The organism is Actinomadura sp. NPDC048394, assembly GCF_040651755.1.
Classification (GTDB): Bacteria; Actinomycetota; Actinomycetes; order Streptosporangiales; family Streptosporangiaceae; genus Spirillospora; species Spirillospora montaniterrae.
This window is the reverse complement of record NZ_JBEZJL010000031.1, coordinates 47,973-73,382: the sequence shown is the minus strand read 5'-3', so window position 1 is coordinate 73,382 and position 25,410 is coordinate 47,973. Positions and strand designations below refer to the sequence as shown.

At 74.0% G+C, this 25,410-nt stretch carries 22 protein-coding genes; 16 read left to right on the top strand and 6 right to left on the bottom strand.

From position 1 onward, the window contains the following. Window positions 1-256: 256 nt before the first annotated feature. From AB0C78_RS23425 to AB0C78_RS23405, 5 genes are all read left to right on the top strand, one after another. Complete coding sequence (locus tag AB0C78_RS23425; protein WP_360751215.1) at window positions 257-3,589, top strand: nitrate- and nitrite sensing domain-containing protein; 3,333 nt, start codon at window positions 257-259, stop codon at window positions 3,587-3,589. Then, window positions 3,586-4,035, top strand: a complete 450-nt coding sequence (locus AB0C78_RS23420; protein WP_151595997.1) for a roadblock/LC7 domain-containing protein — start codon at window positions 3,586-3,588, stop codon at window positions 4,033-4,035. The genes AB0C78_RS23425 and AB0C78_RS23420 overlap by 4 nt, the downstream gene beginning before the upstream one ends. Window positions 4,036-4,065: 30 nt before the next feature. Next, window positions 4,066-4,512: a DUF742 domain-containing protein gene (locus tag AB0C78_RS23415; RefSeq protein WP_151544490.1), complete on the top strand. Its 447-nt coding sequence runs from the start codon at window positions 4,066-4,068 to the stop codon at window positions 4,510-4,512. Window positions 4,513-4,552: 40 nt separating this feature from the next. Beyond that, complete coding sequence (locus AB0C78_RS23410; protein WP_151544493.1) at window positions 4,553-5,170, top strand: ATP/GTP-binding protein; 618 nt, start codon at window positions 4,553-4,555, stop codon at window positions 5,168-5,170. Between the two features lie 159 nt (window positions 5,171-5,329). Next, window positions 5,330-6,124, top strand: coding sequence for an SGNH/GDSL hydrolase family protein (locus AB0C78_RS23405; protein ID WP_360751212.1), 795 nt, complete (start codon window positions 5,330-5,332; stop codon window positions 6,122-6,124). Between the two features lie 31 nt (window positions 6,125-6,155). Here AB0C78_RS23405 and AB0C78_RS23400 read toward each other — a convergent pair whose 3' ends face one another. After that, a complete protein-coding gene (locus AB0C78_RS23400) occupies window positions 6,156-6,590 on the bottom strand; it encodes an STAS domain-containing protein (protein ID WP_360751210.1) in 435 nt (144 codons plus the stop codon). Window positions 6,591-6,779: 189 nt separating this feature from the next. On the opposite strand from AB0C78_RS23400, the gene AB0C78_RS23395 reads away from it, so the two are divergent. Then, window positions 6,780-10,379 (top strand): AAA family ATPase, encoded by a 3,600-nt coding sequence (locus AB0C78_RS23395; protein WP_360751207.1) that lies wholly within the window; start codon window positions 6,780-6,782, stop codon window positions 10,377-10,379. 167 nt (window positions 10,380-10,546) lie between these two features. Here the strand turns inward: AB0C78_RS23395 and AB0C78_RS23390 are convergent, their stop codons facing one another. Further along, a complete protein-coding gene (locus tag AB0C78_RS23390; protein WP_360751204.1) occupies window positions 10,547-12,577 on the bottom strand; it encodes an ABC transporter ATP-binding protein in 2,031 nt (676 codons plus the stop codon). Between the two features lie 157 nt (window positions 12,578-12,734). Between AB0C78_RS23390 and AB0C78_RS23385 the strand changes: the two genes are divergently transcribed. From AB0C78_RS23385 to AB0C78_RS23355, 7 genes are all read left to right on the top strand, one after another. Beyond that, window positions 12,735-13,895 (top strand): LCP family protein, encoded by a 1,161-nt coding sequence (locus AB0C78_RS23385; protein ID WP_360751202.1) that lies wholly within the window; start codon window positions 12,735-12,737, stop codon window positions 13,893-13,895. A gap of 60 nt (window positions 13,896-13,955) precedes the next feature. Further along, the gene (locus AB0C78_RS23380) at window positions 13,956-14,252 is read left to right on the top strand and encodes a hypothetical protein (protein WP_360751199.1); all 297 of its coding nucleotides are present in this window, start codon (window positions 13,956-13,958) and stop codon (window positions 14,250-14,252) included. A 122-nt stretch (window positions 14,253-14,374) separates the two neighbouring features. Next, window positions 14,375-14,533 (top strand): hypothetical protein, encoded by a 159-nt coding sequence (locus AB0C78_RS23375; protein ID WP_192809141.1) that lies wholly within the window; start codon window positions 14,375-14,377, stop codon window positions 14,531-14,533. A 168-nt stretch (window positions 14,534-14,701) separates the two neighbouring features. Beyond that, window positions 14,702-14,863 (top strand): hypothetical protein, encoded by a 162-nt coding sequence (locus tag AB0C78_RS23370; protein ID WP_190865319.1) that lies wholly within the window; start codon window positions 14,702-14,704, stop codon window positions 14,861-14,863. A 63-nt stretch (window positions 14,864-14,926) separates the two neighbouring features. Further along, a complete protein-coding gene (locus AB0C78_RS23365) occupies window positions 14,927-15,415 on the top strand; it encodes a glutathione peroxidase (protein ID WP_151544484.1) in 489 nt (162 codons plus the stop codon). 140 nt (window positions 15,416-15,555) lie between these two features. After that, complete coding sequence (locus tag AB0C78_RS23360; RefSeq protein WP_360751195.1) at window positions 15,556-16,470, top strand: oxidoreductase; 915 nt, start codon at window positions 15,556-15,558, stop codon at window positions 16,468-16,470. A gap of 156 nt (window positions 16,471-16,626) precedes the next feature. After that, window positions 16,627-17,232 (top strand): Uma2 family endonuclease, encoded by a 606-nt coding sequence (locus AB0C78_RS23355; protein ID WP_360751193.1) that lies wholly within the window; start codon window positions 16,627-16,629, stop codon window positions 17,230-17,232. Here AB0C78_RS23355 and AB0C78_RS23350 read toward each other — a convergent pair. The 4 genes from AB0C78_RS23350 to AB0C78_RS23335 all read right to left on the bottom strand — a co-directional run bounded on the left by AB0C78_RS23350 (window position 17,216) and on the right by AB0C78_RS23335 (window position 23,152). Beyond that, complete coding sequence (locus AB0C78_RS23350) at window positions 17,216-17,758, bottom strand: methylated-DNA--[protein]-cysteine S-methyltransferase (RefSeq protein ID WP_360751191.1); 543 nt, start codon at window positions 17,756-17,758, stop codon at window positions 17,216-17,218. The two genes, AB0C78_RS23355 and AB0C78_RS23350, sit on opposite strands and share 17 nt — an antisense overlap. A 74-nt stretch (window positions 17,759-17,832) precedes the next feature. After that, window positions 17,833-20,484 carry a DUF6493 family protein gene (locus AB0C78_RS23345; RefSeq protein ID WP_360751189.1) on the bottom strand — a complete coding sequence of 884 codons (2,652 nt, stop codon included), beginning with the start codon at window positions 20,482-20,484 and terminating at the stop codon, window positions 17,833-17,835. After that, window positions 20,481-21,860 carry an SWIM zinc finger family protein gene (locus tag AB0C78_RS23340; RefSeq protein ID WP_360751187.1) on the bottom strand — a complete coding sequence of 460 codons (1,380 nt, stop codon included), beginning with the start codon at window positions 21,858-21,860 and terminating at the stop codon, window positions 20,481-20,483. Before AB0C78_RS23340 ends, AB0C78_RS23345 begins: the two co-directional genes overlap by 4 nt. Before the next feature lie 50 nt (window positions 21,861-21,910). Then, window positions 21,911-23,152 carry a hypothetical protein gene (locus AB0C78_RS23335; RefSeq protein ID WP_360751185.1) on the bottom strand — a complete coding sequence of 414 codons (1,242 nt, stop codon included), beginning with the start codon at window positions 23,150-23,152 and terminating at the stop codon, window positions 21,911-21,913. A gap of 67 nt (window positions 23,153-23,219) precedes the next feature. On the opposite strand from AB0C78_RS23335, the gene AB0C78_RS23330 reads away from it, so the two are divergent. The 3 genes from AB0C78_RS23330 (at window position 23,220) to AB0C78_RS23320 (ending at window position 25,385) form a co-directional block, all read left to right on the top strand. Continuing rightward, the gene (locus AB0C78_RS23330) at window positions 23,220-24,515 is read left to right on the top strand and encodes a citrate/2-methylcitrate synthase (protein WP_360751183.1); all 1,296 of its coding nucleotides are present in this window, start codon (window positions 23,220-23,222) and stop codon (window positions 24,513-24,515) included. A 70-nt stretch (window positions 24,516-24,585) separates the two neighbouring features. Beyond that, window positions 24,586-24,942 (top strand): hypothetical protein, encoded by a 357-nt coding sequence (locus AB0C78_RS23325; protein ID WP_190865303.1) that lies wholly within the window; start codon window positions 24,586-24,588, stop codon window positions 24,940-24,942. 89 nt (window positions 24,943-25,031) lie between these two features. Then, window positions 25,032-25,385: a DUF3817 domain-containing protein gene (locus tag AB0C78_RS23320; RefSeq protein WP_360751181.1), complete on the top strand. Its 354-nt coding sequence runs from the start codon at window positions 25,032-25,034 to the stop codon at window positions 25,383-25,385. Window positions 25,386-25,410 lie beyond the last annotated feature (25 nt).

The window sequence follows — 25,410 nt, the reverse complement described above, 5'->3', positions numbered from 1 at the left end:
TCCTTTGCGGCATATCCATGGATGTGCTGCAATATCGGGCGCCGGAGGTCGAGACGATGTTGCCATGACCCTTCGCGCCGATGAGGCCACGGAGAGTGCGGCATCGTGAGGGAGAGGGTGTTGACGGCGGATGCAACCAAGCGACGAGGGTCGCGACCGTGCTCGGCCTGGTGACGTCGAGGTGCAGTCGGACCATCCGGCACGGCCAGGCGGTCCGCCGCGATCGGGCGGGCGGCTCCGGCTGCGGAACTGGCGGGTGCCCCAGCGCCTGATCGTGCTGATCCTGGTGCCCACGGTCGCCGCCGTCGTGCTGGCCGGCCTGCGGATCTCCACCTCCGTGGACAAGGCGGAGAGCTACGGCCGCGTGGAGCAGATGGCCGAGGTGGGCGTGGAGATCACCCGGTTCGTCCAGGAGTTCATCGCCGAACGCGACGCGGCCGTCGAGTACATCGCGGCCGGCCGCTCCGACGCGCTCCTGCCGGCCCTGCAGACGCAGCAGCGCAAGACCGACGCGCTGGTCAGGCCGGTGCTCGAGGACACCGACAAGATCAACGGCTCCTACGGTTCCGAGGCCGTCCGCGACGCCACCACGGTGAAGAGCCGCCTGGACGGGCTGAAGGCGCTGCGCTCCCTCGTCGTCGGCACCAAGGTCCCGCCCTTCATCGTCCTCGAGAAGTACACCGAGGCGACCCGGGAGCTGACGTCGGTCCTGGACGGGATCGCCCAGAACGTGGCCGACGACAAGCTCGCGGAGTCCGTCCGTGCGCTCGGCGCCCTCGCGCGCGCCAAGGAGGCGGTCTCCCGGGAGCGGGCCCTGCTGCTCATCGGCGCGCGGAGCAAGCAGCTCGACATCCAGGAGCTCAACGAGCTCACCGCTGCGCGCGCGCAGGAGGACAGCGAGCTCGCGGCCTTCCGCGACTCGGCCTCCCTGGACCAGATCCAGCTGTACGAGGACACGGTCGTCGGCCCCAAGGTCGACCAGGCCCGTGACGTGCGGCAGCGGGTGCTGTCGTCGGCGAGCGCCAACAACGGGCTGCTGCCCCCCTCCCTGCGCACGTCCCACGCGGCGAGCGCGATGCGCACCGCGATGACCGCGATGGTCGACCAGATGCGCCAGGTCGAGCAGAAGCTCGCCGGCGACGTCCACGCGCACAGCGACGAGCAGGGCACGGCCGCCCGCAACTCGACGATCCTCGACTCGGCGCTGGTCGCCGCGCTGCTGATCATCGTCCTGCTGGTCACGATCGTGATGGCCCGGTCGCTGGTGCGGCCGCTGCGCCGGCTGCAGTCCGGCGCGCTGGAGGTCGCCAGCAGCCGGCTGCCCGGCCTGGTCGACCGGCTCCGCGACCCCGAGGCCGCCGCCGGCGGCATCGAGGTCGCGCCGATCGAGATCGACTCCACCGACGAGATCGGCCAGGTCGCGCGCGCCTTCGACGAGGTCCACCGCGAGGCGGTCCGGCTGGCGGCCGACGAGGCCGTGCTGCGCGGCAACATCAACGCGATGTTCGTCAACCTGTCGCGGCGCAGCCAGTCGCTGATCGAGCGGCAGCTGCGGCTGATCGAGGAGCTGGAGCAGAGCGAGCGCGACGAGGAGCAGCTCGGCAGCCTGTTCCGGCTGGACCACCTCGCCACCCGCATGCGCCGCAACTGCGAGAACCTGCTGGTCCTCGGCGGCCAGGAGCAGGCCCGCCGGTGGAACAAGCCGGTCCCGCTGATCGACGTCGTGCGCGCCTCGCTGTCGGAGGTCGAGCAGTACGAGCGGGTCGCGCTGCGCGTCCAGGGCGACATGACCGTCGCCGGTCCCGTCGTCAACGACCTCGTCCACCTGCTCGCCGAGCTGGTGGAGAACGCCCTGGTGTTCTCCTCCGAGCACACCAAGGTCACCGTCTCCGGGCAGCTGCTCAGCGGCGGCGGCTCCATGCTGCAGATCACCGACAACGGCGTGGGGATGTCCCCCGAGGAGCTGGAGCAGGCCAACTGGCGGCTGGCGAACCCGCCCGTCATCGACTTCTCCGCGGCGCGCCGCATGGGCCTGTTCGTGGTCGGCCGCCTCGCCGTCCGGCACGGCATCCGCGTCGAGCTGCGGGCCGCGCAGGGCGGCGGGCTCACCGCGTTCGTCGTGCTGCCGGACGCGGCGGTCACCCCCGGCGAGCCCGCGGGCGTCGGCGCCCGCGGCCTCGGCTCCCGCGACACCGGGGGCCACGGCCAGCTCGCCGCGCTCACCACGACCGGCGCCGAGCCGCCCGCCGCCGGGGGCGCGTTCCGCCAGGACGACTTCGGGCCCGCGGCCGGTCTCGGCGCCGGCACCGGCGGCAACCCGATGGTCGGCCACACCGGCCCGCTGCGCCCGCTGCGCGGCGCCACCGGGCCGCAGCCGATGATGGGCGGCCCGCTCCCCGGAGGCGAGGGCACCGGACCGCAGTCGCCGCTGACGACGGGCCCGCTGACCCCGGCCGCCGGCACCGGGGCGCACGCCGCTCCGGGCACCGGCCCGCTGCCGGTCGTCCCGCCGGACATGCCGCGCTCCGCGGACGGCGCCCCGCCGAACGACCCGTACGGCGACCCGCCGGCCCCGCGCTCGCCGAGCGACCTGCCCGTCCGCCGTCCCGGCGCCCAGCTGCGCGGCCGGCAGGCGGACTCCGGCCGCCAGGACAACGTGTTCCAGCCGCGCAGCGAGCGGACGCAGAACGCCGCCAACGGCTACCAGGACACCGCCAACGGCTATCAGGACCCGGGCAGCACCTACCAGGACGCGGGCGGCGGCTACCAGGACGCTCCCAACGGGTTCCGCGACGCGGGCGGCCGGCACACCGGGCCGCAGCCCGTCGTCCCCGAGGCCCAGCCCGTGGTGCCCGAGCCCGGCGCCCGGCGCCAGCAGATCCCCTGGGAGACCGGCCCGCTGGAGCAGGTCGCGGGGGAGGGCCCGCACGGCGACGGCTCCCGCAACGGGGCGCCGGCCCGGGGCCGCGCCGCCGACCCGCGGACCCACGAGGCCGCGCCCGAGCCCCGCGCACCCGAACCGGCGGCCTACGAGCGGAACGGCTACGATCAGCCCGCTCCCGCCGTCCACCGGCCGCCGGCGCCGGCCGGGGCGAAGCCGTCGCCGCGGGTGCCCGAGCGTTCGCCGATCTTCGATGCGATGCAGTCGGAATGGTTCCAGCGCCGGACGGGAGGGGACGTGGGCGAGGATCCGGTCAAGGGCTGGGAGTCCCCCGCGGACGAGGGCTTCCGCGCCGCCGAGGCGATCCGCGAGCCCGTCGCCGGCAGCCGCACGCAGGTCGGGCTGCCCAAGCGCGTCCCCGGCAAGAACCGCATCCCCGGGGCGGTCGGCAACCGGCCGGCCGCCGGGGGCGGGCAGCAGCCCCAGGCGGCGCCGCCGCCCGCGGCCACCGGCCGGACCCAGCCGGTGCCGCGTCCGGGGGCGCCCGTGCAGGACCAGCAGTCGTCCGGCCAGTCGGCCGACGTCGTGCGCAACCGTTTCGCGAGCCTGCAGCGCGGCGTCCATCGGGGACGCAACGAGACTCGCGGCGGGGGCGTGTCAGGTGAGGTGCCGTCACAGGGTGACGGCGAGACAGGAGGCACCCGGTGAGCGGGCAGGATCTCAACTGGTTGGTGACGAACTTCGCGGACCGTGTCGCGAAGGTCGCGCACGCCGTCGTGGTCTCCTCCGACGGATTGCCGATGGCCTACTCCGCGGGCTTCCCGCCCGAGCGTGCGGACCAGCTGTCGGCGATCGCCTCGGGGTTGATGAGCCTGACCCAGGGCGCGGCGAAGATCTTCGACGCGGGCGGCGTGAACCAGACGGTCGTGGAGATGGACCGCGGGCTGCTGTTCGTGATGTCCATCGCGAACGGGTCGGTCTTCGCGGTGCTGGCGGCGCCCGACTGCGATCTCGGGCTCGTCGCCTACGAGATGACGCTGCTGGTGGAGCGGGTGGGCCGGGTGCTGACGCCGGCGCTGCGCGCGCAGGAGCAGCAGCAGCCCTACGGCGGCCCCTCGGTGACCGAGATGGGCGCCGGCCCCGCCCGCTTTTGACCGTGACTGACTCTGACGGAGGTCGGCGACATGGATCGAGGCAGTCCCTTCGGAGCCGGTCCGGGAGGCCCCGGGCGCTGGCCCGGTGAGCCGCGCTCGGTGCAGGACCGGCCGGAAGGGCGGGACGAGGGGGACAGCAGCTCGCTGGTGCGCCCGTACGCGGTGACCGGCGGGCGCACCAAGCCGCGGTACGACCTGGCGATCGAGGCCCTGGTGACGGCGGCGCCGTACCCGCCGCGCGACGTGGCCATGCTGACCCCGGAGTACCGGGCGATCATGGACCTGTGCCGGTCGGCCCGCTCCGTGGCCGAGGTGTCCGCGCTGCTGCGCATGCCGCTCGGCGTGGCCCGGGTCCTCGTCGCGGACATGGCCATGGAAGGGCTGCTGCGCCTGCACCAGTCGACCCCCACCACCGCCGGCGGCCAGCCGGACCTCCGCTTGCTAGAAAGGGTGCTCAGTGGCCTTCGGAAGCTCTGACCAGGTCCCGCCTCCGGGGCCGCACGGACCCGAGGCCGAGCTGACCTCGGTAAAGATCGTCGTCGGCGGCGGGTTCGGCGTCGGCAAGACCACCTTCGTCGGGTCGGTCTCGGAGATCATGCCGCTCACCACCGAGGCGGTGATGACGGCGGCCAGCGCCGACGTGGACGACCTGTCGGCCGTCCCGGACAAGACGACCACCACGGTCGCGATGGACTTCGGCCGCGTGTCGCTGGACAGCGAGCTGATCCTGTACCTGTTCGGCACCCCGGGCCAGCACCGCTTCTGGTTCATGTGGGACGACCTGGTCCGCGGCGCGATCGGCGCCGTCGTGCTGGTCGACACCCGGCGGCTGGAGGACTGCTTCGCGGCGGTCGACTACTTCGAGGAGCTCGGCCTGCCGTTCGTGGTGGGCGTCAACGGGTTCCACGGCGAGTTCCAGTACGCGATCGAGGACATCCGCGAGGCGCTGTCGATCAGCGGCCACGTGCCGATCGTGCAGTGCGACGCGCGCAGCCGCGAGTCGACGAAGCAGGTGCTGATCACGCTGGTGCAGCACGCGATGTCGGTGCACGCCTCGGGCGCGCCGGCGGCCGCCCAGGCCCCGCCCGCCGCGTCCGGCGGGCAGCTGGGCACGGCGTCGCCGAGCTGGACCTGACGCAGGGCCGGATCCCGGACCGGATCCGGCGCCCGCGCGAGCGCTCCGCCGGGCCGCTGTCGGGTGCCCCACACCCCCCGTGGTTACGGTCGCGTAGATTGTGTGCACGATGCATGATTGTCTGACGTGACCGACTTTGAACCAGTGCCAGGGCCCGCGATGGACGAACTGGAGAAGATCCGTACGTACGTGGCCATCGGCGACAGCTTCACCGAAGGCTTGAACGACCCCTACCCGGGCGAGGACGACCGCTTCCGCGGCTGGGCCGACCGGCTCGCCGAGCATCTGGCCGTGCACAGCCCCGGCCTGCGGTACGCGAACCTCGCGGTGCGCGGCAAGCTCGTCCGGCAGATCGTGGCCGACCAGGTGCCGCGGGCCGTCGAGCTGCGGCCCGACCTCGTGACGTTCTGCGCGGGCGGCAACGACATGATCCGCCCCGGCGCCGACCCCGACGCGCTCGCGGTGGTGTTCGACGACGCGGTGCGGCGGCTGCGCGCCACCGGCTCCCGCGTGGTGATCTTCACCGGGTTCGACACCCGCGGGCTGCGCAGCGGCTCCCGGATCCGCGGCAAGGCCGCCACGTACAACATGCACCTGCGCGCGATCGCGGACCGCCGCGGCTGCTCGGTCGTCGACCTGTGGTCGCTGCGGATCTTCAACGACCCGCGCGCCTGGTACGAGGACCGGCTGCACCTGTCGCCGGAGGGGCACCGCCGCATGGCCCTGATCGTGGCGGGCGTCGTCGGGGTGCCGGTGGCGGACGACTGGCGCGAGCCGTGGCCGCCGCTGGACCCGGTCGACTGGCTCACCTCCCGCCGCGAGGACCTGCATTGGGCGCGCGCCTACCTGCTGCCGTGGATCGGCCGCCGCGCGACGGGCCGCTCGTCCGGCGACGGCCGCGAACCGAAGCGGCCCGTCCCGACGGAACTGCGGTCGCCGGAGACGGCGAGCTGACCCCGGAAGCCGTTCCACGGCCGGGCGCGCGCTAGCCGCGGGGGGCCTCGTGCCGCGCGCCCGACGGGGCCGGCGGGTCGCCGTCCCCGCGCGCGGTGTCGCGCGCCGGGTTGGGCGCGGCGGTCCGGTTCGCGGTCAGCGCCGCCTCCAGCGAGGCCTGGACGGGGATGCGGCGGTGCAGGCCGGTGATCTCCAGGGTGCGGCGGACGAGGGGGCGGGGGCCGGCCAGGGTGAGGCTGCCCCCGGCGGCGGTGGCGGCCTTGTAGCAGCCGACGATGACCGACAGGCCCTGGGAGTCCATGAACTCCAGGTCGGCGAGGTCGAGGATGAGGTGGTCGCCGTGCTCGCGGCGGGCGGCCTCCAGGTGCCGGCGGAGCTCGTCGGAGCCGGCGATGTCGAGTTCGCCGCGCAGGCGCACGACGGCCCGGCCGGCTTGCGAGCGGGCGGTCACTTCCAACGGTGGCACGGGGGTTCCGCCTCCTAGGGGGCCGGGCGCCGCCGGGCGCGGCGCCCGGCGAATATTTTCCGTATGACAACTATCGCCGAGGAGCGGCCGTGTGCCAACCCGGCGCGACGGGATGTGCGTGATCGCGCCGGGTCGTAGGGTGCTTGCGAGACGTGACGCCCCCGCCCCGCCGCATAGGAGAAGGACCAGGTGCGTTCCCCCCGGCTGCCGGACCATCTCGAACTGCTGCTCACCGAGGAGCCCGTGCTCGACGTGTACGCCCACGGGCCGTGGCGCGTGCCCGACGGGCTCTACGAGCGGATGCGGGAGCGCGCGGTCGCCTACAACGCCGACCCCCGCGCGGAGCTGCTCCCGCGGCGGCTGAGCGACTTCTACGGGGAGGGGACGAGCGCGGCGGGCGCCGAGCAGTGGTCGCTGCTGACGTTCCTGCTCGGCGCGTCGGCGGTGCGCGGCGGGTCCCGCGGCGACGTCGACTACGAGCTGCTGTCGGACTTCCTCGCGACGCCGGAGCCGGCCGTCCGCGAGCCGGTCGCGTGGTTCACCCAGGGCGGGCGGTGGCGCCCGCCGGGCCTGTGGCTGCCCGAGCCGGCCGGAGACGACCGCGAGCTGCGGACCGTGATGCTGGACCTGGCGCGGGACGGGCTGGACGTCTTCGACGGCCTGGAGCCGCTGGAGCGCCGCCGCCGGGCGCTGGCCGGCCTGTTCGACCGCCGGGCCGCCGACCCGGAGCTACGCGAGCTGGACCTGACCGTCCCGCAGGACCGGCTGGAGGAGGTGTGGACGGCCGGGCTCACCGACGAGGAGCTCGACGTCCTGCCCGAGCTCGCCGGCCCCGTCGGGTACCTCGGCTGGGCGTGCGACGGGCTCGACGCGGCGCACGCGCGGCTGTCGGAGGCCGTCATGGACGGCGACGGCGCGGACGCGGCGCTGGCCAAGCTGCTGCTGGCGGCGGACGCGGCGACCGTCCCGGCGGAGTTCGCGGTCGCGCTCGGGGCCGACCGCTACCAGAACCTGCAGGAGCGGTTCCGCGCCGTGCGCGCGGGGTTCGCCGTCGAGGCGTGGCAGCAGGACGTGCGCGGATGGCTGGCCAGGGGACTGGTCGCGGGCGAGGCGGACGCGGCGCGGGCGTGGCTGGACATGGCGGTCCGCGTCACCGGCGCGGTGCAGGGCCTGCCGGACGCGGCGACGAGCCCGCGCTGCCGCGTCCCGGTGCGGCCGTTCCAGTCGGACCTGCGGCGGCTGTTCGCGGCGCGCCGCGTGGTCAACCCGCTTGCCGGCCTGCTGTCCCGGGACGCGCAGGCTCAGGACCGCCGGGAAGGGCAGCCCGGGCAGGACGATGCGGCACCGGACGATGCGGCGCAGGACGGCGGGGCGCGCGACGAGCTGGTCGGGCAGCCGGAGCTGGCGCGCGCCGTCCAGGACGCGCTGGCCGCGCGGCTGGCGGGGGAGCGGCCCGTCCGCCTGCTGATCGCCGGGCCCGAGGGCACCGGCAAGGGCACCGCCGCCGAGCTGCTGGAGCGGCGGCTGGCCGCGGGCGGCGCCGTCCGCGAGGCGCTGTGGGTCTCCGACCAGGTGTTCGCGTCGCTGGGCGTCAGCGACGCCGCGCTGTGGCTGCAGGCCCGCGTCCGTGACTGCGTCGAGGGCCGGATGCTGCTCGTCGTCGACGACCTGGAGCGGCTGGTCTCCTACGAGCGCTGCGGCGCGGCGGCGGTCGAGGAACTGCGCCGCCTCATGGCGCGCTCGCCGCGCCTCGACGTCGTCGCGCTGTGCCGCCCCGGCGGCGACCGGCGGCTGTTCGAGGCCAACCCGGCGCTCGTCCGGGCGTTCGACGTGGCCCGCACGCACGACTTCGCCGAGGACGACTTCGCCGAGCTGTTCACCCGGGCCGTCCGGGCGCGCGGCGCCACGGTGCCCGCCGAGGTCGCCGCGACCGCCGGGGTGCTGCTCAGCCGGACGCCGCCGCTGTTGAACCTGCGCGGCGCCCGGCTCGCCGAGCACACCGCGGCGCAGTGCGCCGCGGCGGCGCGGGCCCGCACCGGCCAGGACGCCCCCGAGGTCACGGCCGCGGACCTGCCGCAGCGGCTCATCCCGGGCCGTCCCGCCGAGACCGACCCGTTCGCCGAGCTCGCCGCCTGCGCCGGCATCGCGCCCGTCAAGCGCGAGGTGGACGCGCTGGTCGCCGAGGCCAAGGCGGCCCGGCTGCGCCGCGAGGCGGGGATGGCGCTCGCCGCGCGCCCCCGCCACCTGGTGTTCACCGGCAACCCCGGCACCGGCAAGACCAAGGTCGCGCGGATCCTCGGCCGGATCTACGCCGGGCTCGGCGTGCTGTCGTCCGGGCACATGGTCGAGGTCGAGCGCGCCGACCTGCTCGGCGAGTACGCGACCGAGAGCGTCCTGCGGGTGCGCCGCGCCGTCGAGCAGGCGCTCGGCGGCGTCCTGGTCGTCCGGGACGCGCACGCGTTCGTCGCCGCCGCCGTGGACGCCGTGCGGGGCCGCGAGGTCCTCGACGTGCTGCTCACCACCGTCCAGGCGCACGCCGACGACCTGGTGGTCGTGCTGACCGGGCCGCAGGCGGAGATGAACGGGCTGCTGAAGTCCCACCCCGACCTCGCCGCGCTGTTCCCCCGGACCGTCCGCTTCCCCGACCTCACCGACGACGAGCTGGTGCAGGTGTTCGCGGGCAAGGCCGCCGACGGCGGGTTCGCGCTCGCCCCCGGCGTCCTCGACAAGGTGCGCGCGCTCGCCCAGGCCGCGCCGCGCGACAACGGCTTCGGCAACGCCCGCATCATGATCAACCTGCTGGACCGGGCCGTCGCGATGCAGGGCCGCCGCGTGCTCGCCGACGGGATCGTCGACGAGACCGAGTCGCTCGACGAGATCCTCCTCGAGGACGTCCCCGACGCCCTCGCCCGCGCCGGCGGGGACGTCTCGTCCGACCCGCTCGGCGAGATCGGCCGGCTCATCGGCCTCAAGGAGGTCAAGCGGCAGGTGGACGCGCTGGTCGCCGAGGCCCGCGCCGAGCAGATGCGCCGCGACGCCGGCGTGCCGCTGACCGTCCCGACCCGGCACATGGTGTTCATGGGCAACCCGGGCACCGCGAAGACGACCATCGCGCGGCTGATCGCCGCCGTGTACGCGCGGCTCGGCCTGCTGTCGTCCGGGCACCTGGTCGAGGTGACCCGCGCCGACCTCGTCGCCGAGTTCGTCGGGCAGACCGCGCCGCGGGTGCGGACCGCGGTCGAGCGGGCCCTCGGCGGCGTGCTGTTCATCGACGAGGCGTACGCGCTGACCTCGGCGGGCGGCGGCGACCAGCGCGACTTCGGGCACGAGGCGATCGCCGAGCTGCTGCGGCTGATGGAGGAGCACCGCGCCGACCTGGTGGTCATCGTCGCGGGCTACGACGCGGAGATGGAGCGCTTCCTCAAGTCGAACCCGGGCCTGGAGTCGCGCTTCCCGCAGGTCCTGCGCTTCCCCGACTACTCCGACGACGAGCTCGTCACGATCTTCGAGCTGATGGCGGCGACGGCCGGCCTCACCCTGGACCCCGGCGTGCCGGCCGCGCTGCGCCGGCTCGTCGCCGCGCACCCGCGCGGCTCCTCGTTCGGCAACGCCCGCCTCGTCCGGAACCTGCTGGACGCCGCGGTGTCCCGGCAGGCGCAGCGGATCACCGCCGCCCACGACGCGGACCCCGCCGCGATCGACCCCGCCGAGGTCCGCCTCCTGCGCCCCGAGGACCTCCCTGAAACGCCACCGGGCACCGCCGCCAACTCCTTCGGCCCCTACATCTGACCCTGCCAGCCCAGGGGGGCGACCCCCGACGGTTCGAAGCTCGGCCTCGGCAGGGTGAAGCTCAGCCACCTCACGGGCAGTGCAGCGAGTGCAGCGAGCGCAGCGGGCCTGCCCGCCGGTTGGCAGGCCGTTTCGCGCGGAGCTCCAGCGGAGCGGGAAACGGTCTGTCAACCGTGACGGGGGGTTCCAGGGGGGTCGTCCCCCCTGTGTGAATACGCGGAGGCCTGGAGGTTGTAGAGGTCGGCGTAGAGGCCGCCGGCGGCCATGAGGGCGTCGTGGTCGCCCTCCTCGATGACCTTGCCGTGCTCCAGCACGTAGATGCGGTCGGCGTAGCGGACGCTGGCGAGCCGGTGCGTGATGAGCAGGACGGTGCGTCCGGCGGCGTGGTCGCGGATCCGGTCGAACAGCAGGTGCTCGGCGCGGGCGTCGAGGCTGGCGGTGGGCTCGTCGCAGATCAGCAGCGGCGCGTCCCGGTAGAAGCCGCGGGCGACGGCGAGCCGCTGCCACTGCCCGCCGGACAGCTCGGCGCCGCCCTGGAAGCGGCGGTCGAGGAGGGTGTCGTAGCCGCGGGACAGGTCCGCGACGACCTCCTCGGCGCCGGACGCGCGGGCGGCGGCGAGGACGGCGGGGTCCTCCGGTTCGCCGGCGCGGTGCTCGGGGCCGCGCCCCATGGTGATGTTCTGCCGGGCGGTCATCGGCCAGTGCGTGTACTCCTGCGCGATGACGGCGACGCGGCTCCACACCTCGTCCTGCGGGACGTCGGCGAGGGCCACGTCGTCCCAGCGGACCTCGCCGCCGTCGGGGTCGTAGAGCCCGGCCATGATCCGGGAGAGGGTGGTCTTGCCGGACCCGTTCTCGCCGACGAGCGCGACGACCTCGCCGCGGCGCAGCTCCAGCGAGACGCCGTTGAGCGACGGGGCGCCGGAGCCGGGATAGGTGAAGGTGACGTCGCGGACCTGGATCCGGTCGAATTCGGCGGGCAGCGCCGGCCGCGGGTCCGCGTCGGCGGGCGGCAGGGCGCGGTGCGGGATCAGGGCCTCCGCGGCGTCGCAGAACGCCAGGTAGTCCCCGAAGTACAGGCCCTCCTCGTAGCACTGGTTGACCGCGAACACGAGGTTCACCAGGGACGTCTGCCCGCTCCTGATCGCGAGGACGGCCGTGCCGGCGACGGCCAGCGGCACCCAGCCCTGCCAGAGCATGAGGCCGAGGGCGACGTAGACGCCGGCGGTCGCGACGCCCTTCAGGACGTCCCCGGTGAGCTTCGCGAAGGTCTGCCTGCGGGCCAGGCCGAGCTCGACGCGGCGCTGGTGGGCGGCGAACCGGTCGTACTCGCCGAGCAGGAACGGCCGCATGGTGAACGCGCGGACCTCGGCGGCGTGCCGCCGCTCGGTCATCAGGTCGGACAGGATCCACTTGCGGCGGGCGACGCCGACCAGCGCGAGCATCGTCGCGTAGCGCATCCGGGCGCTGCGCACCGACGCCCAGCCCTCTGGGACGGCGGTGAGCAGCAGCAGCGGGAGCAGCAGCGGGTGCAGCACGCCGAGCGTCCCGGCGGCGGCGATCATCCCGACGGCGCCGGTCAGCACGTCCACGGCGTGCTGGACGACCTGGGATGCCGCGTTCATCCCGCGGGTCTGGGCGCGCTGCAGGTCGTCCAGGAACGTCGAGTCGTCGAGGGCGGTCAGGTCCGCGGCCGTGGTCGCCTCGTACAGCCGCAGCTCGACCAGCCGCTGGACCTGCGGTTCGAGGCGGGCCTGCGTCCAGCCGGCGGCGGCCTGCAGCCCGGACCGCAGCGCCACCGAGCCGGCGACGAGCACCAGCGACGGCAGCGCGTCGCGGACCCGGCCGGGCGTGGGCCCGGCGCTGAACAGCGCGGTGAGCACGCCGGTCGTGGCGAGCAGCCCGAACGCGGTGAACAGGCCGGCGGCGAGGTTGAGGGAGATCGTCGCGGCCGTGTCGGCGCGGCTCGCCCGCCAGGCCAGCCCGGCCGCCTGCGCGATCACCGCGGGGAGGCGGCGGGCCATGGTGCCCATCCCGGTCTCGGCGAGCTCGCCGTCCTTGGCGTGCCAGACGAGCGCCGACAGCTCCGGGAGCTGCGACTCGAACGGGTCGTCCGGCGCGGCGCCGGGCGGATCAGGCCGGCGCCACCGGCGTGCGAGCAGCCGAAATCCCCCGGCGATACGCCGCCTCACGCCCATGCGCCGCCCTCCGGACGTCTGTGCCACCGAAGGGCAGTCTGCGCCTTAAGGGGGACGCTGTCCGCTTCATATGTCACAAAACGTAGTGATTTGGAGGTGTGGACAATCATGCGCCGGATGGACGCGGCACCCCGCGGGTTTGTCTAGGGTCTACGGCATGACCGGCGCCGGCCTGGTGGCCGGACACGGCAGGAAGGACGACGGCGTGGCCCGCGAGAGGCACGACTCCGTACGCGCGGAGCACCAGCACGCCGCCTACGGGCGGGAGGCGTACGGCGACCCCTACGACGACCCGTACGCGGGCGACCAGCTCGCCGGAGGCCGGGTGTACCCCGACGGCCCGGCGGGCGGCCCGCCGGTGCGCCGGCGCCGGCGGCGCCGCTGGCCCCGGGTCCTCGGCGTGATCGCCGCCGTGCTCGTGCTGCTGATCGTCGGCGGCTACTTCTACCTCGACTCGCGGCTGGAACGCGAGTCGGTCCTGGTCGACTACCCGGGCCGGGTCGCCGACACGCCCGGCACCAACTGGCTGATCGTCGGCTCCGACAGCCGCAAGGGCCTGGACAAGTCGGCCCAGAAGAAGCTCCACACCGGCTACGCGTCCGGGCGGCGCACCGACTCGATGATGCTCCTGCACTACGGCGCCGGCGGCACGTCCCTCGTCAGCCTCCCGCGCGACTCCTACGTCCCGATCCCCGGGCACGGCTCCAACAAGCTGAACGCGGCGTTCGCGTTCGGCGGCCCCAAGCTGCTCGCGCAGACGGTGGAGAAGGCGACCGGCGTGCACATCGACCACTACGCCGAGATCGGGTTCAACGGGTTCGTGGGCGTGGTCGACGCCGTCGGCGGCGTGAACATCTGCGTCAAGGAGAACATCAAGGACCCGAAGGCGGGCATCGACCTCAAGGCCGGCTGCCAGAACCTCAAGGGCAGCGACGCGCTCGGCTACGTCCGGTCGCGGCACTTCGCCCGCGCCGACCTGGAGCGCGTCGAGCACCAGCGGCAGTTCTTCGGCGCGCTGATGAAGAAGGCGTCCAGCCCTACGACGCTCCTCAACCCGTTCCGCAGCGTCCCGCTCGCCCTCCACTCCACCAGCAACTTCCTCGTGGACGACGGCGACCACCTGTACGACCTGGTGCGGATGATGTGGGCGATGCGGGGCGTCGCCAACGGCGGCGTGACGACGACCGTCCCGGTCGGCGGGACCGGCTCCTCGGCGAGCGCCGGCTCCTACATCACCTGGGACAGGACGAAGGCGTCGGAGCTGTTCGGCGCGCTGAAGCAGGGGCAGCCGATCCCGTCCGACCTCGTCCAGAAGTGAGGCGCCGCGCCCGGCCCGGGCCCGTCGGGGGCCGGGCCGGGCTTGGCATAGAGTCGAGCCATGGCGGATGTGACGCCTGAGGGCGGAAAGCAGGACGACCTGTCGACCCTGTCGTCCAAGGAACTCCACGACCGCGCGATGGAGCTGGCCAGGGAGCGGCACGACGTGGGCTTCCTGTGGGACCTGCTGCGCGCCATCCCCCCCGCCGCCGCGGCCACCGGCGAGGTCGACCGCGCCGAGTTCGACCTGTTCCACGGCCTGTCGCTGCTGCGCGAGTTCACGCACGCGGGGGAGGGCGAGGTCGCCGACGCCCTCCGCCCCTTCTACATCGACTACCTCACCGAGCACGGCGGCTGAGGCCCGCGTCTCCCGCGTCCGCGCCAAGCGGACATGACCTTGACTTTGCCCCATCTTGATCTCCGTGCGGCCACCCTTGGGAACTACACTCCGTAGGCATCCGACCGCAGAGGGTGGTTGTAGTGAACAAGAAGCAGTTGAAGCTGGCCTCTATCGCGTTTGTGGCGTGGTACGTCATCAGCAGGCCCGAGGGAGCGGCGAATCTCGTCAACAACGCGCTGAGCGGGCTGGGGACCGCGGCCGAGTCGTTGTCGCAGTTCATGAGCGCGATCCCCAGCTAGGCGCCGCTTCCAGGCCCCGTACCCGCCGCGGGTGCGGGGCTTTTTCGCGCGCGGCAAGCAAGCGCTCTCCCCCGCGTCACAGTAAAATCCCGCTTTGCGAGCAGACGCGGCTGGGCATCATTGGATCGGGTCAATGTGTCGCTGCGCTACAACAGGGACGGCGTACGGATGAAGAAGAACCTCCGCTATGTGGCCATCGCCTTCGTCATCTTCTACCTGCTGAGCTCACCCCGGGACGCGGCCGGCTTCGTCAACAACGCGTTCACCCAGCTGGGCAGGGCCGGTGATCAGGTCTCCTCGTTCGTGAGCAGCCTGGACCTGTCGCCGTGACCCTCCGCCTCCGGATGCGGTCCGGGCGGTGCGGGCCGGGGGTGATCGCCTAGGATCGGCCGCATGTCCTTCTATGACGTGGAGATCGAGGGTCTGCAGGGCGGTCCCGCGGACCTCGGGCAGTACCGGGGCAAGGCCGTGCTCGTCGTCAACGTCGCCTCCAAGTGCGGCCTGACCCCGCAGTACGCCGGCCTGGAGCGGCTGCAGGAGCGGTTCGCCGGGCGCGGCTTCACCGTCCTCGGCGTCCCCTGCAACCAGTTCATGGGCCAGGAGCCCGGCAGCGCCGAGGAGATCGCGCAGTTCTGCTCGGCGACCTACGGGGTCACGTTCCCGATGACCGAGAAGATCGAGGTCAACGGCGACGGCCGGCACGCGCTGTACGAGGGCCTCGTCGGCACCCCCGACGCCGAGGGCCACACCGGCGACATCCGGTGGAACTTCGAGAAGTTCCTGATCGCCCCGGACGGCGCGGTCGCCGCCCGGTTCGCGCCGCAGGCCGAGCCGGAGTCCGCCGACGTCGTCGCCGCCATCGAGAAGAACCTTCCGGCCTGAGAAAAGGCCCCCGGAAGGGCGCCGGACGCGGGCGCGCGAACCCCGCGGCCGGCCCTCCGGCATTGTGAATCGCACCACACGGCTTGTCGCTATTGAATTACACGTCTAACTTTTGAGGTCGGCTAGGACGTGGAGGTGCCATGAGCGGGTGGACGGCGGCCGACATTCCCGATCTGCAGGGCCGGCGGGCGATCGTCACCGGGGCCAACAGCGGCATCGGCTACCACACGGCGCTGCAGCTCGCCCGGCACGGCGCCGCCGTCGTGCTGGCCTGCCGCAGCGCCGAGCGCGGCCAGGCCGCGTTCGACCGGATCAGGGCCGCCGCGCCCGGCGCCGACCTCACCCTCGGCTCCCTCGACCTCGCCGACCTGGCGTCGGTGCGCGCGTTCGCCGCCCGGTACGGCGAGGCGCCGCTCGACATCCTCGTCAACAACGCCGGCGTCATGGCGCTGCCGCGCCGCACCACCGCCGACGGCTTCGAGATGCAGTTCGGCACCAACCACCTCGGCCACTTCGCGCTCACCGGCCTGCTGCTGCCCGCGCTGCGCGCCGCCGCGTCCGCCCGGGTCGTCACGGTGACGTCGGGGGTCGCGTGGAGCGGCCGGTTCCGCTTCGACGACCTGCAGGGCGAGCGCCGCTACAGCAAGTGGGGCGCCTACGGCCAGGCCAAGCTCGCCAACCTCGTCTTCGCCCGGGAGCTGGACCGCCGCGTCCCCGAGATCACCAGCGCCGCCGCCCACCCCGGCTACGCCGCCACCAACCTCCAGGAGGCCGGACCGAAGATGTCCGGCAACTCCGTCATGGAGAAGGCGATGGTGCTCAGCAACGCGGTGGTGGCGCAGCCGGCGGCGGCCGGGGCGCTGCCGTCCCTGTACGCCGCGACCGCGCCGGGCGTCGAGGGCGGCGCCTGCTACGGCCCGCGCCTGCTGCAGTTCCGCGGCAGCCCCGTCAAGGTCGTCACGCCGCCACAGGCCGCCAAGGCGGGCCTCGGCGACCGCCTCTGGCAGGTCTCCGAAACCCTCACCGGCGTCACCTACACCCCCGCCCCCGCCTGACGCGGCGGGCTCGTGATGTCCTAGGTCGCCGTTCGCCTGACGCGCTGATCCTCGGGCTGCTAACTTCCGAGTTCTCGGCGTAATCAAGTGAACGCCCAGTGTGATCGAACGTCGATGTCCCCCCATGACACACTGGGCCTATGGAGGTGATGAGGCGTGGCACTCGCAATGCCCGCCGAACCGATGCCTGATCGTGATGGGTTCACCGTCGAGGACTGGCTGGCGCTGCCGGAGAACGGGCAGCGCGTCGAACTGATCGACGGGAGTTACGTCGTGAGCCCCCTCGCCGCGACCAATCATCAGATCTGCACCAAGCGGCTCGTCCGGATCCTGGACGACGCCGCGCCGGATGACATGGAGGTCACGGAGGGGGCCAACGTTCCCTGCGCAGGCGAAGGGGCGATCCCCGACGTCGTGGTCGCCGACGCGGAGCCAATGCTCGCCGGTACGGTGGCGCTCGACCCGCAGTACATCCACCTCGTCGCCGAAGTGGTCAGCCCCGGGCGAAGCAACCGCCGGCGCGACTTCACCGACAAGCCCCGGATGTACGCGGCGGCGGGCATCCCGACGTTCCTGCGCGTCGAGCTGATCGGTGAGGGGGCGCCCTGCGTGGAGGTGCTCCTCCTCAAGGACGGCGAGTACGTCCAGGCCGACCGCGTCTGCGCGGGGCGGACGCTGCGGATCGCGGAGCCGTTCGAGGTGTCGTTCGATCCCGCCGTGCTCGTCGGGCCGCGGCGGCGGGAGGTCACGGGGCGCGGGTGATGTCCCAGTCGAGGGTGGCGGGGATCGAGCCCTCCAGGGTGAGCAGCCAGCGCTTCACCTCGACGCCCGAGCCGCCGCTGTAGCCGCCGAGGCCGTTCGAGGCGACGACGCGGTGGCACGGGACGATCAGCGGGATCGGGTTGCTGCCCATCACCTGCCCGATGACCTGCGCGTGCACCTCGGTGCCGCTCCGGTCGCCGAGGGCGCCGTAGGTGATCGTCTGCCCGTAGCGGACGGTCTCGTACAGGGTGGTCAGCACCTGCCGCTGCACGTCGCCCGTCAGCCGCCAGTCGATCGGCAGCTCGAACGTCTTCAGGTCGCCGGCGAAGTAGTCGCGCAGCGCCGCGAGCGCCGGGTCGAGGCGGCCGGGGGCGTCCACCACCGGCAGGCCGGTCTTGCGGGCGGCCCGCTCGCGGGCGGCGGGGGTGTCGCGGAAGTCCAGCGACACGATCCCCGTCTCCGTCTCGCTCACGAGCAGCCGTCCCAGCACGGTGTCGACCGTGCCGAACGCGAGTGTCTCGGTCATCGTCGGGCGCTCCCTTCCGGTCCGTTCAGCGTGCCATCCGAGTCCGACATTCTCTTCAACACCGCGGCGGCCCGTCAGGTTGCGGTGAGGCCGCGGTGCAGCCGGGCCGCTTCCTTGACCAGCCGGCTGGACCCGCCGCGCCCGGCGACGGCCTTGAGCGCGGGGATCTCGCCGCGCGCGCCGGTCGTCTCGGCGGTGCGCGTGCCGAGGGCGAGCAGGTCGGGCAGGCCGCGGACCCCGTGGCCGCCCGGTCCGGCGAGGATCTCGGGCAGCGCGGCGGCGATGATCGTCCAGACGTCGGCGTGCGCGCCCGCGTCGGCGGCGGCGCCCAGGGCCTTCGCGACCCGGCCGAGCTTGACGCGGCCGAACGCGGCGAGCCGCCCGATCGCGACGCCGGTCTCGGCGGCGGGCAGGACGCCGCGCGCGCTCAGCGTGAGCAGCGCGTCGACGGCGTCGGCGCGGTGGCGTTCGTGCGCGTTGGCCAGCGTGCAGGCGAGCAGCGTCCCGGTGGCGGCTCCGGACGGCCCGTCCGCCTCCGCGATCGCCAGCATCGTCGGGCCCTGCAGCCAGCCCTCGTCGGTCAGGCCGGCCTGGTAGGGGACGAGTTGCGCGGCGGCGATCTCCCGGTGGGACGGCGTGACGCCCGGCCACCAGGCGAACGTGTGGGAGTACTTCGGCTGCCCGAAGTCCCGCCAGCCCTCCTCGGGGAAGGCGCACAGGCGCGCGATGTCGGAGTCGCCGGGGAAGGAGACGACGGAGAGGATCCGGGACGGAAGGCGGAGCCTGCGGTCGCCGACCGTCGCGATCGGCTCCGCCAGGACCTCGCACCGGACGTCCGGGTCGGGCTGCGGGCCCGCGGCCAGCCATGCCGCCATCGCCTGGCCCGCCGGCGAGACCAGGCCCTTGGCGCGGGTGACAGCGGCCGGGTCGATCTCGCGCGGGACGCGGAGCATCGCCTGCGCCAGTTCGGCGCGTCCGGGTTCGGTGCCCGCGGCTTCGAGCCTTTCGAGCCGCTCGACGAGCACGCCGGGATCGACGTGCCCGTCGGCCGTGGTCGGGGTGGCCGGCAGGACCGGGACCCGTCCGACGGCGGCGGCGATCTCGCGCCCGCGCAGGACCAGGAACCGGTCCAGTTGCGGATCGAAGATCGTTTCGCCCTTGCGCGACCACCCCTTGACGAGCGAGGCGAGGGCCTCGACCAGGCGGTTGGGGGTCTTGGGGAGGAACAGGCAGCGGACGGAGAACAGCGTCCAATCCTGCTCGTGGTGCCGGCCCAGCCGGTCCGCGTTCGTCAACCAGGGCGCCCGCTTCTCCACGATGGGCCGCAGGGCGTCCCTCGTGCCGTCGATGTCCTGGTAGGCGAACTCCACGAGCGCGGCGACGAAGCGTTCGACGGCCAGCCAGTCCGGATGCTCGGTGTGCAGGAGGACGGCGAACTCCTCGGCGAGTTCGGCGGGCGAGCCGATCGGGGCGGGCATCTCGCGCGGGACGAACGGCGGCGGTCCCACGGGGAGCGGGAACGCGGCCTCGGCCTCCACGTCGCCGAACGCGGCGGCGATCGTCTCGCGGAGCGGCCCCGGGAGCCCCGACGCGGCGCCGCGGACCTGCTCGCCCGCCTCGGCGGACGCCTTCCCGGCATGCTTCACGGCGATCTTGACGGCGCGTTCCCGCAGGTCGAGGGAGTCGCACGTGAACACGGCGGTGACGGCGCGGAGCGTGGCGTCCACGCGGCCGCGCTTGCGCGCCGTCCGGTCCAGCCAGGTCAGGCCGGCCCGGACCAGCTTGTTCTCCGGCCGGAACAGCACGGCGCCCGCCGCCTCCTCGAACAGCGGCTCGCCGACCATCTCCAGCTCGTCGGCCCGGCGGACGGCCCGCAGCGCCAGGTCCGCGATCGTCGACGGCGCGGACGGCAGCAGCCGGGCGTAGTCCCGCACCCGCGCGGCGACCTCGGCGTCCGTGGGCTCCAAGAGCTCGTGCAACTGCGCGAACCACCGCTGCTCGTGCGGCGTGCCGCCGCGCAGGAACCGCCGGACGCAACCGTCGATCAGCGTGCCGCGCGGGACCCGTCCGGTGGCGGCGAGTTCGGCCAGCGCGTCCGCCCAGGTCCGGCGGTCCTTGGCCCACTCCGCGGTGCTCCGGTCGAACGCGAGGGCGGCGCCGACGCCGTCGGCCTCGAACAGGCGCGGGACGAGCGCGTCCAGGAACGGGTCGTCGGCGAGGGCGTTCGGGTCGGCGCCGCCGCTCGCCCACAGCACGACGAAGCCGTCCGCCGCCGGCGGCTCGGCGCCCGCCGACAGGGCGAGTCCCGCCGCCATGTGCCAGCGCGGCAGCACGGACTCCGCGAAGTCGGTGATCCGGATGCGCTCCGCGATGCGGCGGGCGACGTCGGCGCGCCATTCGGCGGGGCGCGCGGCGGTGACCACGTCCAGATCCCGGCGCAGTTCCTTGCCGTGGAAGCGCAGCCACCACGTGTCGAACTCGCGGCGGCACAGCCAGGCCGCGACGGCGGCGGCGCCGCCGATCGTGCCCGCGCCCGCCATCATCAGCGGCTGGTGGTAGCCCTTCTCCAACTCCCCCCACTGGGCGGCGTCGCGCATCTCCTTCAGCTTTCCGGGGAGCCGGTCAGCGACCTCCTTGCGGCCGGTCGCGTCGAGCTTGGCGACCAGCGCCATCACCCGTCCGGTGTCCTTCGCGTCGATCGCGGCGCGGATCGCGTCCCAGCTCATCGCGCCGCCTCCGCGTCCAGCGCGGCGACCGCCTCGCCGTCGCGGCGGACGATCGTGGCCGCGAGGACGTGCTTGCACGGCCCGCGCCCGCCCCGGTGATCGAACCACCACGGGCACGTGCAGGTGGCGCGGTCGCCCTCGAAGCGGACCTCGCGGTCGCCGCCGTCGGTGGTGACGACCGCGGCGTCATCGCCGGTGAAGCGGACGGCACCGTTCTCGACCAGCGCGCGCGCCGACCGCAGACGCGGGTTCAGCGCCGCCACGCGCGCCGCGTCGTAGGGCAGTTCGCGGTGGAAGAACGCGGCCTCGGCGGTGTCGAAGCCGACGCGTCCGGACGTGCCGAGCTGTGTCAGCGCCGCCTTCGTCCGGTCGAGCGGCAGGCCGGAGCGTTCGGCGAGCAGGCCCGGGTCCACGCGGGGTTCGAACGACAGCAGCGCGCCGATCAGGTCGGCGTCGCCGGCGGCCTCGTCCGTCGCGAGGGCGTCGAGGACGGCGCCCTCGCCGGAGAAGCCCCGCGACACCTCCGGTGACAGCGTCAGGAAGTACCGCATGCCGGGCAGTTCCAGCTCCCACACGCTCGACACCGGCGCGCTGCCGGCGGTGACGGACGGCCCGTAAACGCGCAGCGCCCGGGCGAACCGCAGCAGCGGCAGCATGGTCCGCAGCCGGTCCGCGCCGGCGAGGCACACCGCGCCGGATGCCGGACGCGACGACAGACGCAGCGTCCGCCCGGCGGGCACCGCCCACAGCGCCCCGCGCGAACGGGCGGGCAGCGACCGCAGGAACCGCACCGCGTCCGGCCCCTTCAGCTCGGCCCGCGGGTCGAACCCGGCGGTGATCACCTGGACCTCGGCGAACCCGCGCAGCCACCGCTCCGGCAGCGGCACCTTCTTCTCCACCACCGCGCCGTCCAGCGTGGTCACCGCCATCTCGTCGGCGCCCACCGCCAGATGCAGCGGGTCCGATCCGCCGACGCGGGCGAGGGCCTCGCGCAGCGGCCCGTTGACGTCCACGTTCGTGGTGCCGCGTTCGAGGACGTCGCCGTCCAGCGCCGGCTCCAGCACGTCCAGCCGGGCGTACACGCCGCCGCAGGCAGAGAACGACTCCATCCGCAGCCGGTCGCCGTTGCAGGTGACCACCGGGTCGCGGAAGCCGGTCGGGCGCGGCTGGTGGTAGCGGGTCCGCGCCACGTCGGCCAGCGCGATCAGCGCCGCCGCGGCCGGCGCCGCCTGGGTGAGCACGCCGCTGAAGAAGTGCGGATGGGCCCGCGGCCCGGTGCTCGTCGTCCCTCCGGACGTCGACAGTCCGAGGAGACCGCCGTCCAGCCCGGAGGGGCGCGTGTAGGAGTACGCCTGTGCCGTCGCGCTGCTCGCCATGCCTCCACAAGGTAGAGATCGCTAGCGACAAAAGCGGTGGAAGCGGCGAATCAGTCGATGGCCCCAGGGAAGAGGAGGGCCAGCTCGCGGGGGTATCCGGCGATGAGGCGCAGCTCGTCGTCGGTGAGGGGGCGGCCCGTCTGCGCGTTGCAGAGCTGCACGAGCTTGAACGCCAGCTCCTCGTCGGCGGGCTCGACGCCGAGACCGTCCATGACGTGCCGGAACCCGGCCTTGCCGCCGTATTCGCCGGTCAGGACGACGCGCCCCGGCCGCGCGTGCCAGTCGTCGGGGAACGGGCCGAGGGTCTCCTCGTCGTACAGCTCGTAGTTGCCGTGGTCCTTCAGGGCCCCGTCGGCGTGGATGCCGGACTCGTGCGCGAACGCGTTCCGCCCGACGCCGACCTGGTTGTAGGGGAGCGGCTGGCCGAAGGCGTAGCTCGCCCACAGCGCGAAGCGGCGTGCCCACGACAGGTCGAGCGGGTCGCCGATCTCGGCGCCGTTCACCTGCGGGTCGAAGGCGTGCCGGAACGCGAGGATCGTCGACAGCAGGTCGGCGTTGCCGGACCGCTCGCCGATCCCGTTGACGCACGTGTTGATCCAGGCGTCCTGTCCGGCCTGCAGGTCGCCGAGCGCGCCATGGATGGAGTTGGCGACGGCGAGGCCGAGGTCGTTGTGGCAGTGCGTCTCGACGGGGATGCCGATCGCGGACGCGAGCTTGGCGAAGCGCTCGCGGATGCGGTCGGGGGTGTCGCCGCCGATGGTGTCGCAGTAGCGGACGCGGTCGGCGCCGGCCTCCTTGGCGGCGAGCGCGAACTCGGTGAGGAAGCCGTCGTCGGTGCGGGAGCCGTCCTCGGCGTTGACGCCGACGGTCCGCGCGCCGCCCGCCTTGGCCGCGCGGACGGCCGCGGTCATCTCGCGGATGACGGCGTCCCGGTCCAGCTTTCCCCGGAACTTGTTCGCGAGCATGTAGTCGGACGTGGAGATGGACAGGTTGTAGTGGGCGAGGCCCTTCCCGCCGGCCCGGACGGCGACGGCCTTCTCCACGTCCTGCGGGACGCCCCGGCACCAGCCAGAGAGCCGCAGATCGCCGAACGCCCCGGCCTCCGCCAGCGCGATCTGCGCCCGGACGTAGGGGATCTCGTGGAACAGGAACGGGAAGCCGATCTCGGACTGCGCGACCCCGAGCCGCCCCAGGTAGAAGTTCACCATCGTCTTGCCGAACTTGGACAGCCCGGTCCGGGCGGTCTGGACGCCGTCGCGGTTGGTGACGTCGAGGAAGTGAATCTGTGGCATGCCCTCAGATTGACAGCCGGATCCATATGTATCAATATTGACGAAAATCAATGTCGATGGAGTATGCATGGGCGAGAACGACCAGGTGGGCGGGTGGATCGACGCGGCGGCGGCCGCCGAGCGGCTCGGTGTGAAGCCCGCCACGTTGTACGCCTATGTCAGCCGCGGCGTGCTGCGCCGCCGGCACGCCCCGGACGGCCGGCGCAGCCTGTTCGACGCCGCGCAGGTGGAGGAGCTGGCCAGGCGCGGCAAGCCCCGCCGCGGGCCGGGCCCGGGGGAGCTGGCGATCGAGTCGGCGATCACCGCGCTCGGCGCCGACCGCCCCTACTACCGGGGCCGCGACGTGCTCGGCCTCGCCGAGCACGCTTCGTTCGAGGACGTCGCCGGCTGGCTCTGGACGGGCCGCGACGACGCGGGCGAGGCGCCGTGGCGGGCCCCGGACGAGGGCGTCGCGGCGGCCGTCGCCGCGCAGTCCGGGCTGCCCGAGGGCCTGCTCCCGATGGACCGCCTCCAGGTCATCGTCACCGCGCTGGCCGCCGCCGACCCGCGGCGCCACCACCTGGACCCGGAGGGCGTCACCGACACCGCCCGCTCCCTCATCGCCGGCCTCGTCGAAGCCCTCCCGCCCGCCCCGAACGGCTTCCATGACGACGACCCCCATGACGACGACTCGCCGCGCGTCGACGAGGCAGGGGTGGTGGAGCGGTTGTGGGGGAGGCTGTGCGCGCGGCCGGCGGAGCCGGGGACGCTGCGGGCGCTGGAGGCGGCGCTGATCCTGCTGGCCGATCACGAGCTGGCGGCCTCCACGCTGGCGGCGCGGGTCGCCGCGTCCGTGCGGGCCGACCCGTACGCGGTCGTCGCGTCCGGGCTCGGCGTGCTCAGCGGGCCGCTGCACGGCGGCGCGTCCTACGGCGCGGAGCGGCTGATCGCGGAGGTCGCCGACCCGGAGTCGGCCGCGCAGGTGGTCGGGCGGCGGCTGCGCGGCGGCGAGCGCATCCCCGGGTTCGGGCACGTGGTGTACAAGTCGGGCGACGGCCGCGCGACGCTGCTGCTGGACCTCGTCCGGGCGGCGGCCCCGGGGCACCCGCGGCTCGCCGCCGCCGAGGCCGTCCTGGACGAGGCGGCGCGGCGCCGGCTGCCCTCCGCGAACATCGACTTCGCGGTGGCGGCGCTCGGCGCGGTCGCCGGGTTCGTCCCGGGCGCCGGCGAGGCCGTGTTCGCGGTCGCCCGCACCGCCGGGTGGCTCGCGCACGCCATCGAGGAGTACGGCGGCGCGCACCCGCTGCGCCCCCGCGCCGTCTACACCGGCCCGCCGCTTCCGGACGCCGCCCCGGCACCGCGCCGGCCAGGCCGTCCGGGCTGACCGCCGAGGCGCCCGCGGCCATCCGGGGGTTGTGCACGGGCGGCGCGGGACCGGGGGTACGCTCGATGACGTGCGACGGTTCCTCACCCCGGCCTGGCTCGGCCTGCATGCGATCGCGGTCGTGCTCTGCGGCGCGTTCATCGGCTTCGGCTGGTGGCAGTACGACCGCGCCCAGGAGGGCAACGACCGCAGTTGGGCGTACACGTTCGAATGGCCGATCTTCGCGATCTTCGTGATCGTGATGTGGGTCAAGATGATCCGCGACGAGAAGGCCGGCGTGACCCCGGCGCCCAAGGTGATCGAGGAGCCGGCCGAGGCCGCCGTCAAGCGCGAGATCATCCGGCGGCAGGAGGAGGAGGACCCCGCGCTGGCGGCCTACAACCGCTACCTCGCGCGGCTCAACTCCCAGACCGACCGGCGCGGCTGACCGCGCCGCCGGGCGCCCCCGGACCGCCGCGGGGCCGTGCGACGTGAGCGGGCCGCCGGATGCGGCCGGCCGATGAAAGGGTGTGAACTGTGGAAGGCGCGGTGACCCGGTACCGGATCCTCGCCCTGCTCGTCGGCAGCCTCCTGGTGCTGCTGGTGATCGGCATGATCCTCAAGTACGGTCCGACCGACATGCCCGCGATGGCGGGCATCGTGGCGCCCGTCCACGGGCTCTTCTACATGGTCTACCTCGTCGCCGCCTACGACGTGTGGCGGCGGGCGGACTGGCCGCTGACCAAGATGGTGCTGATCGTGCTCGGCGGCGTCGTGCCGCTGATGACGTTCTGGGTCGAGCGCAAGATCGTCACGGAGGCCCGCCAGGTGCGGCCCGCGGCTCCGGCGGCCGAGCCCGAGCCGTCCGGCGCCGACTCGTCCCGCGCCTGACCCCCTCCCGCGTTCCGCCCCGTGC

What these genes read in the sequence shown, in the direction of transcription:
- AB0C78_RS23330 (WP_360751183.1), top strand. Translation starts at nt 23,220, where the DNA reads ATGGGCGAGAACGACCAGGTGGGCGGGTGGATCGACGCGGCGGCGGCC.
- AB0C78_RS23405 (WP_360751212.1), top strand. Translation starts at nt 5,330, where the DNA reads ATGGACGAACTGGAGAAGATCCGTACGTACGTGGCCATCGGCGACAGC.
- AB0C78_RS23345 (WP_360751189.1), bottom strand. Translation starts at nt 20,484, where the DNA reads ATGAGCTGGGACGCGATCCGCGCCGCGATCGACGCGAAGGACACCGGA.
- AB0C78_RS23390 (WP_360751204.1), bottom strand. Translation starts at nt 12,577, where the DNA reads ATGGGCGTGAGGCGGCGTATCGCCGGGGGATTTCGGCTGCTCGCACGC.
- AB0C78_RS23360 (WP_360751195.1), top strand. Translation starts at nt 15,556, where the DNA reads ATGAGCGGGTGGACGGCGGCCGACATTCCCGATCTGCAGGGCCGGCGG.
- AB0C78_RS23340 (WP_360751187.1), bottom strand. Translation starts at nt 21,860, where the DNA reads ATGGCGAGCAGCGCGACGGCACAGGCGTACTCCTACACGCGCCCCTCC.
- AB0C78_RS23365 (WP_151544484.1), top strand. Translation starts at nt 14,927, where the DNA reads ATGTCCTTCTATGACGTGGAGATCGAGGGTCTGCAGGGCGGTCCCGCG.
- AB0C78_RS23370 (WP_190865319.1), top strand. Translation starts at nt 14,702, where the DNA reads ATGAAGAAGAACCTCCGCTATGTGGCCATCGCCTTCGTCATCTTCTAC.
- AB0C78_RS23380 (WP_360751199.1), top strand. Translation starts at nt 13,956, where the DNA reads ATGGCGGATGTGACGCCTGAGGGCGGAAAGCAGGACGACCTGTCGACC.
- AB0C78_RS23415 (WP_151544490.1), top strand. Translation starts at nt 4,066, where the DNA reads ATGGATCGAGGCAGTCCCTTCGGAGCCGGTCCGGGAGGCCCCGGGCGC.
- AB0C78_RS23385 (WP_360751202.1), top strand. Translation starts at nt 12,735, where the DNA reads ATGACCGGCGCCGGCCTGGTGGCCGGACACGGCAGGAAGGACGACGGC.
- AB0C78_RS23335 (WP_360751185.1), bottom strand. Translation starts at nt 23,152, where the DNA reads ATGCCACAGATTCACTTCCTCGACGTCACCAACCGCGACGGCGTCCAG.
- AB0C78_RS23350 (WP_360751191.1), bottom strand. Translation starts at nt 17,758, where the DNA reads ATGACCGAGACACTCGCGTTCGGCACGGTCGACACCGTGCTGGGACGG.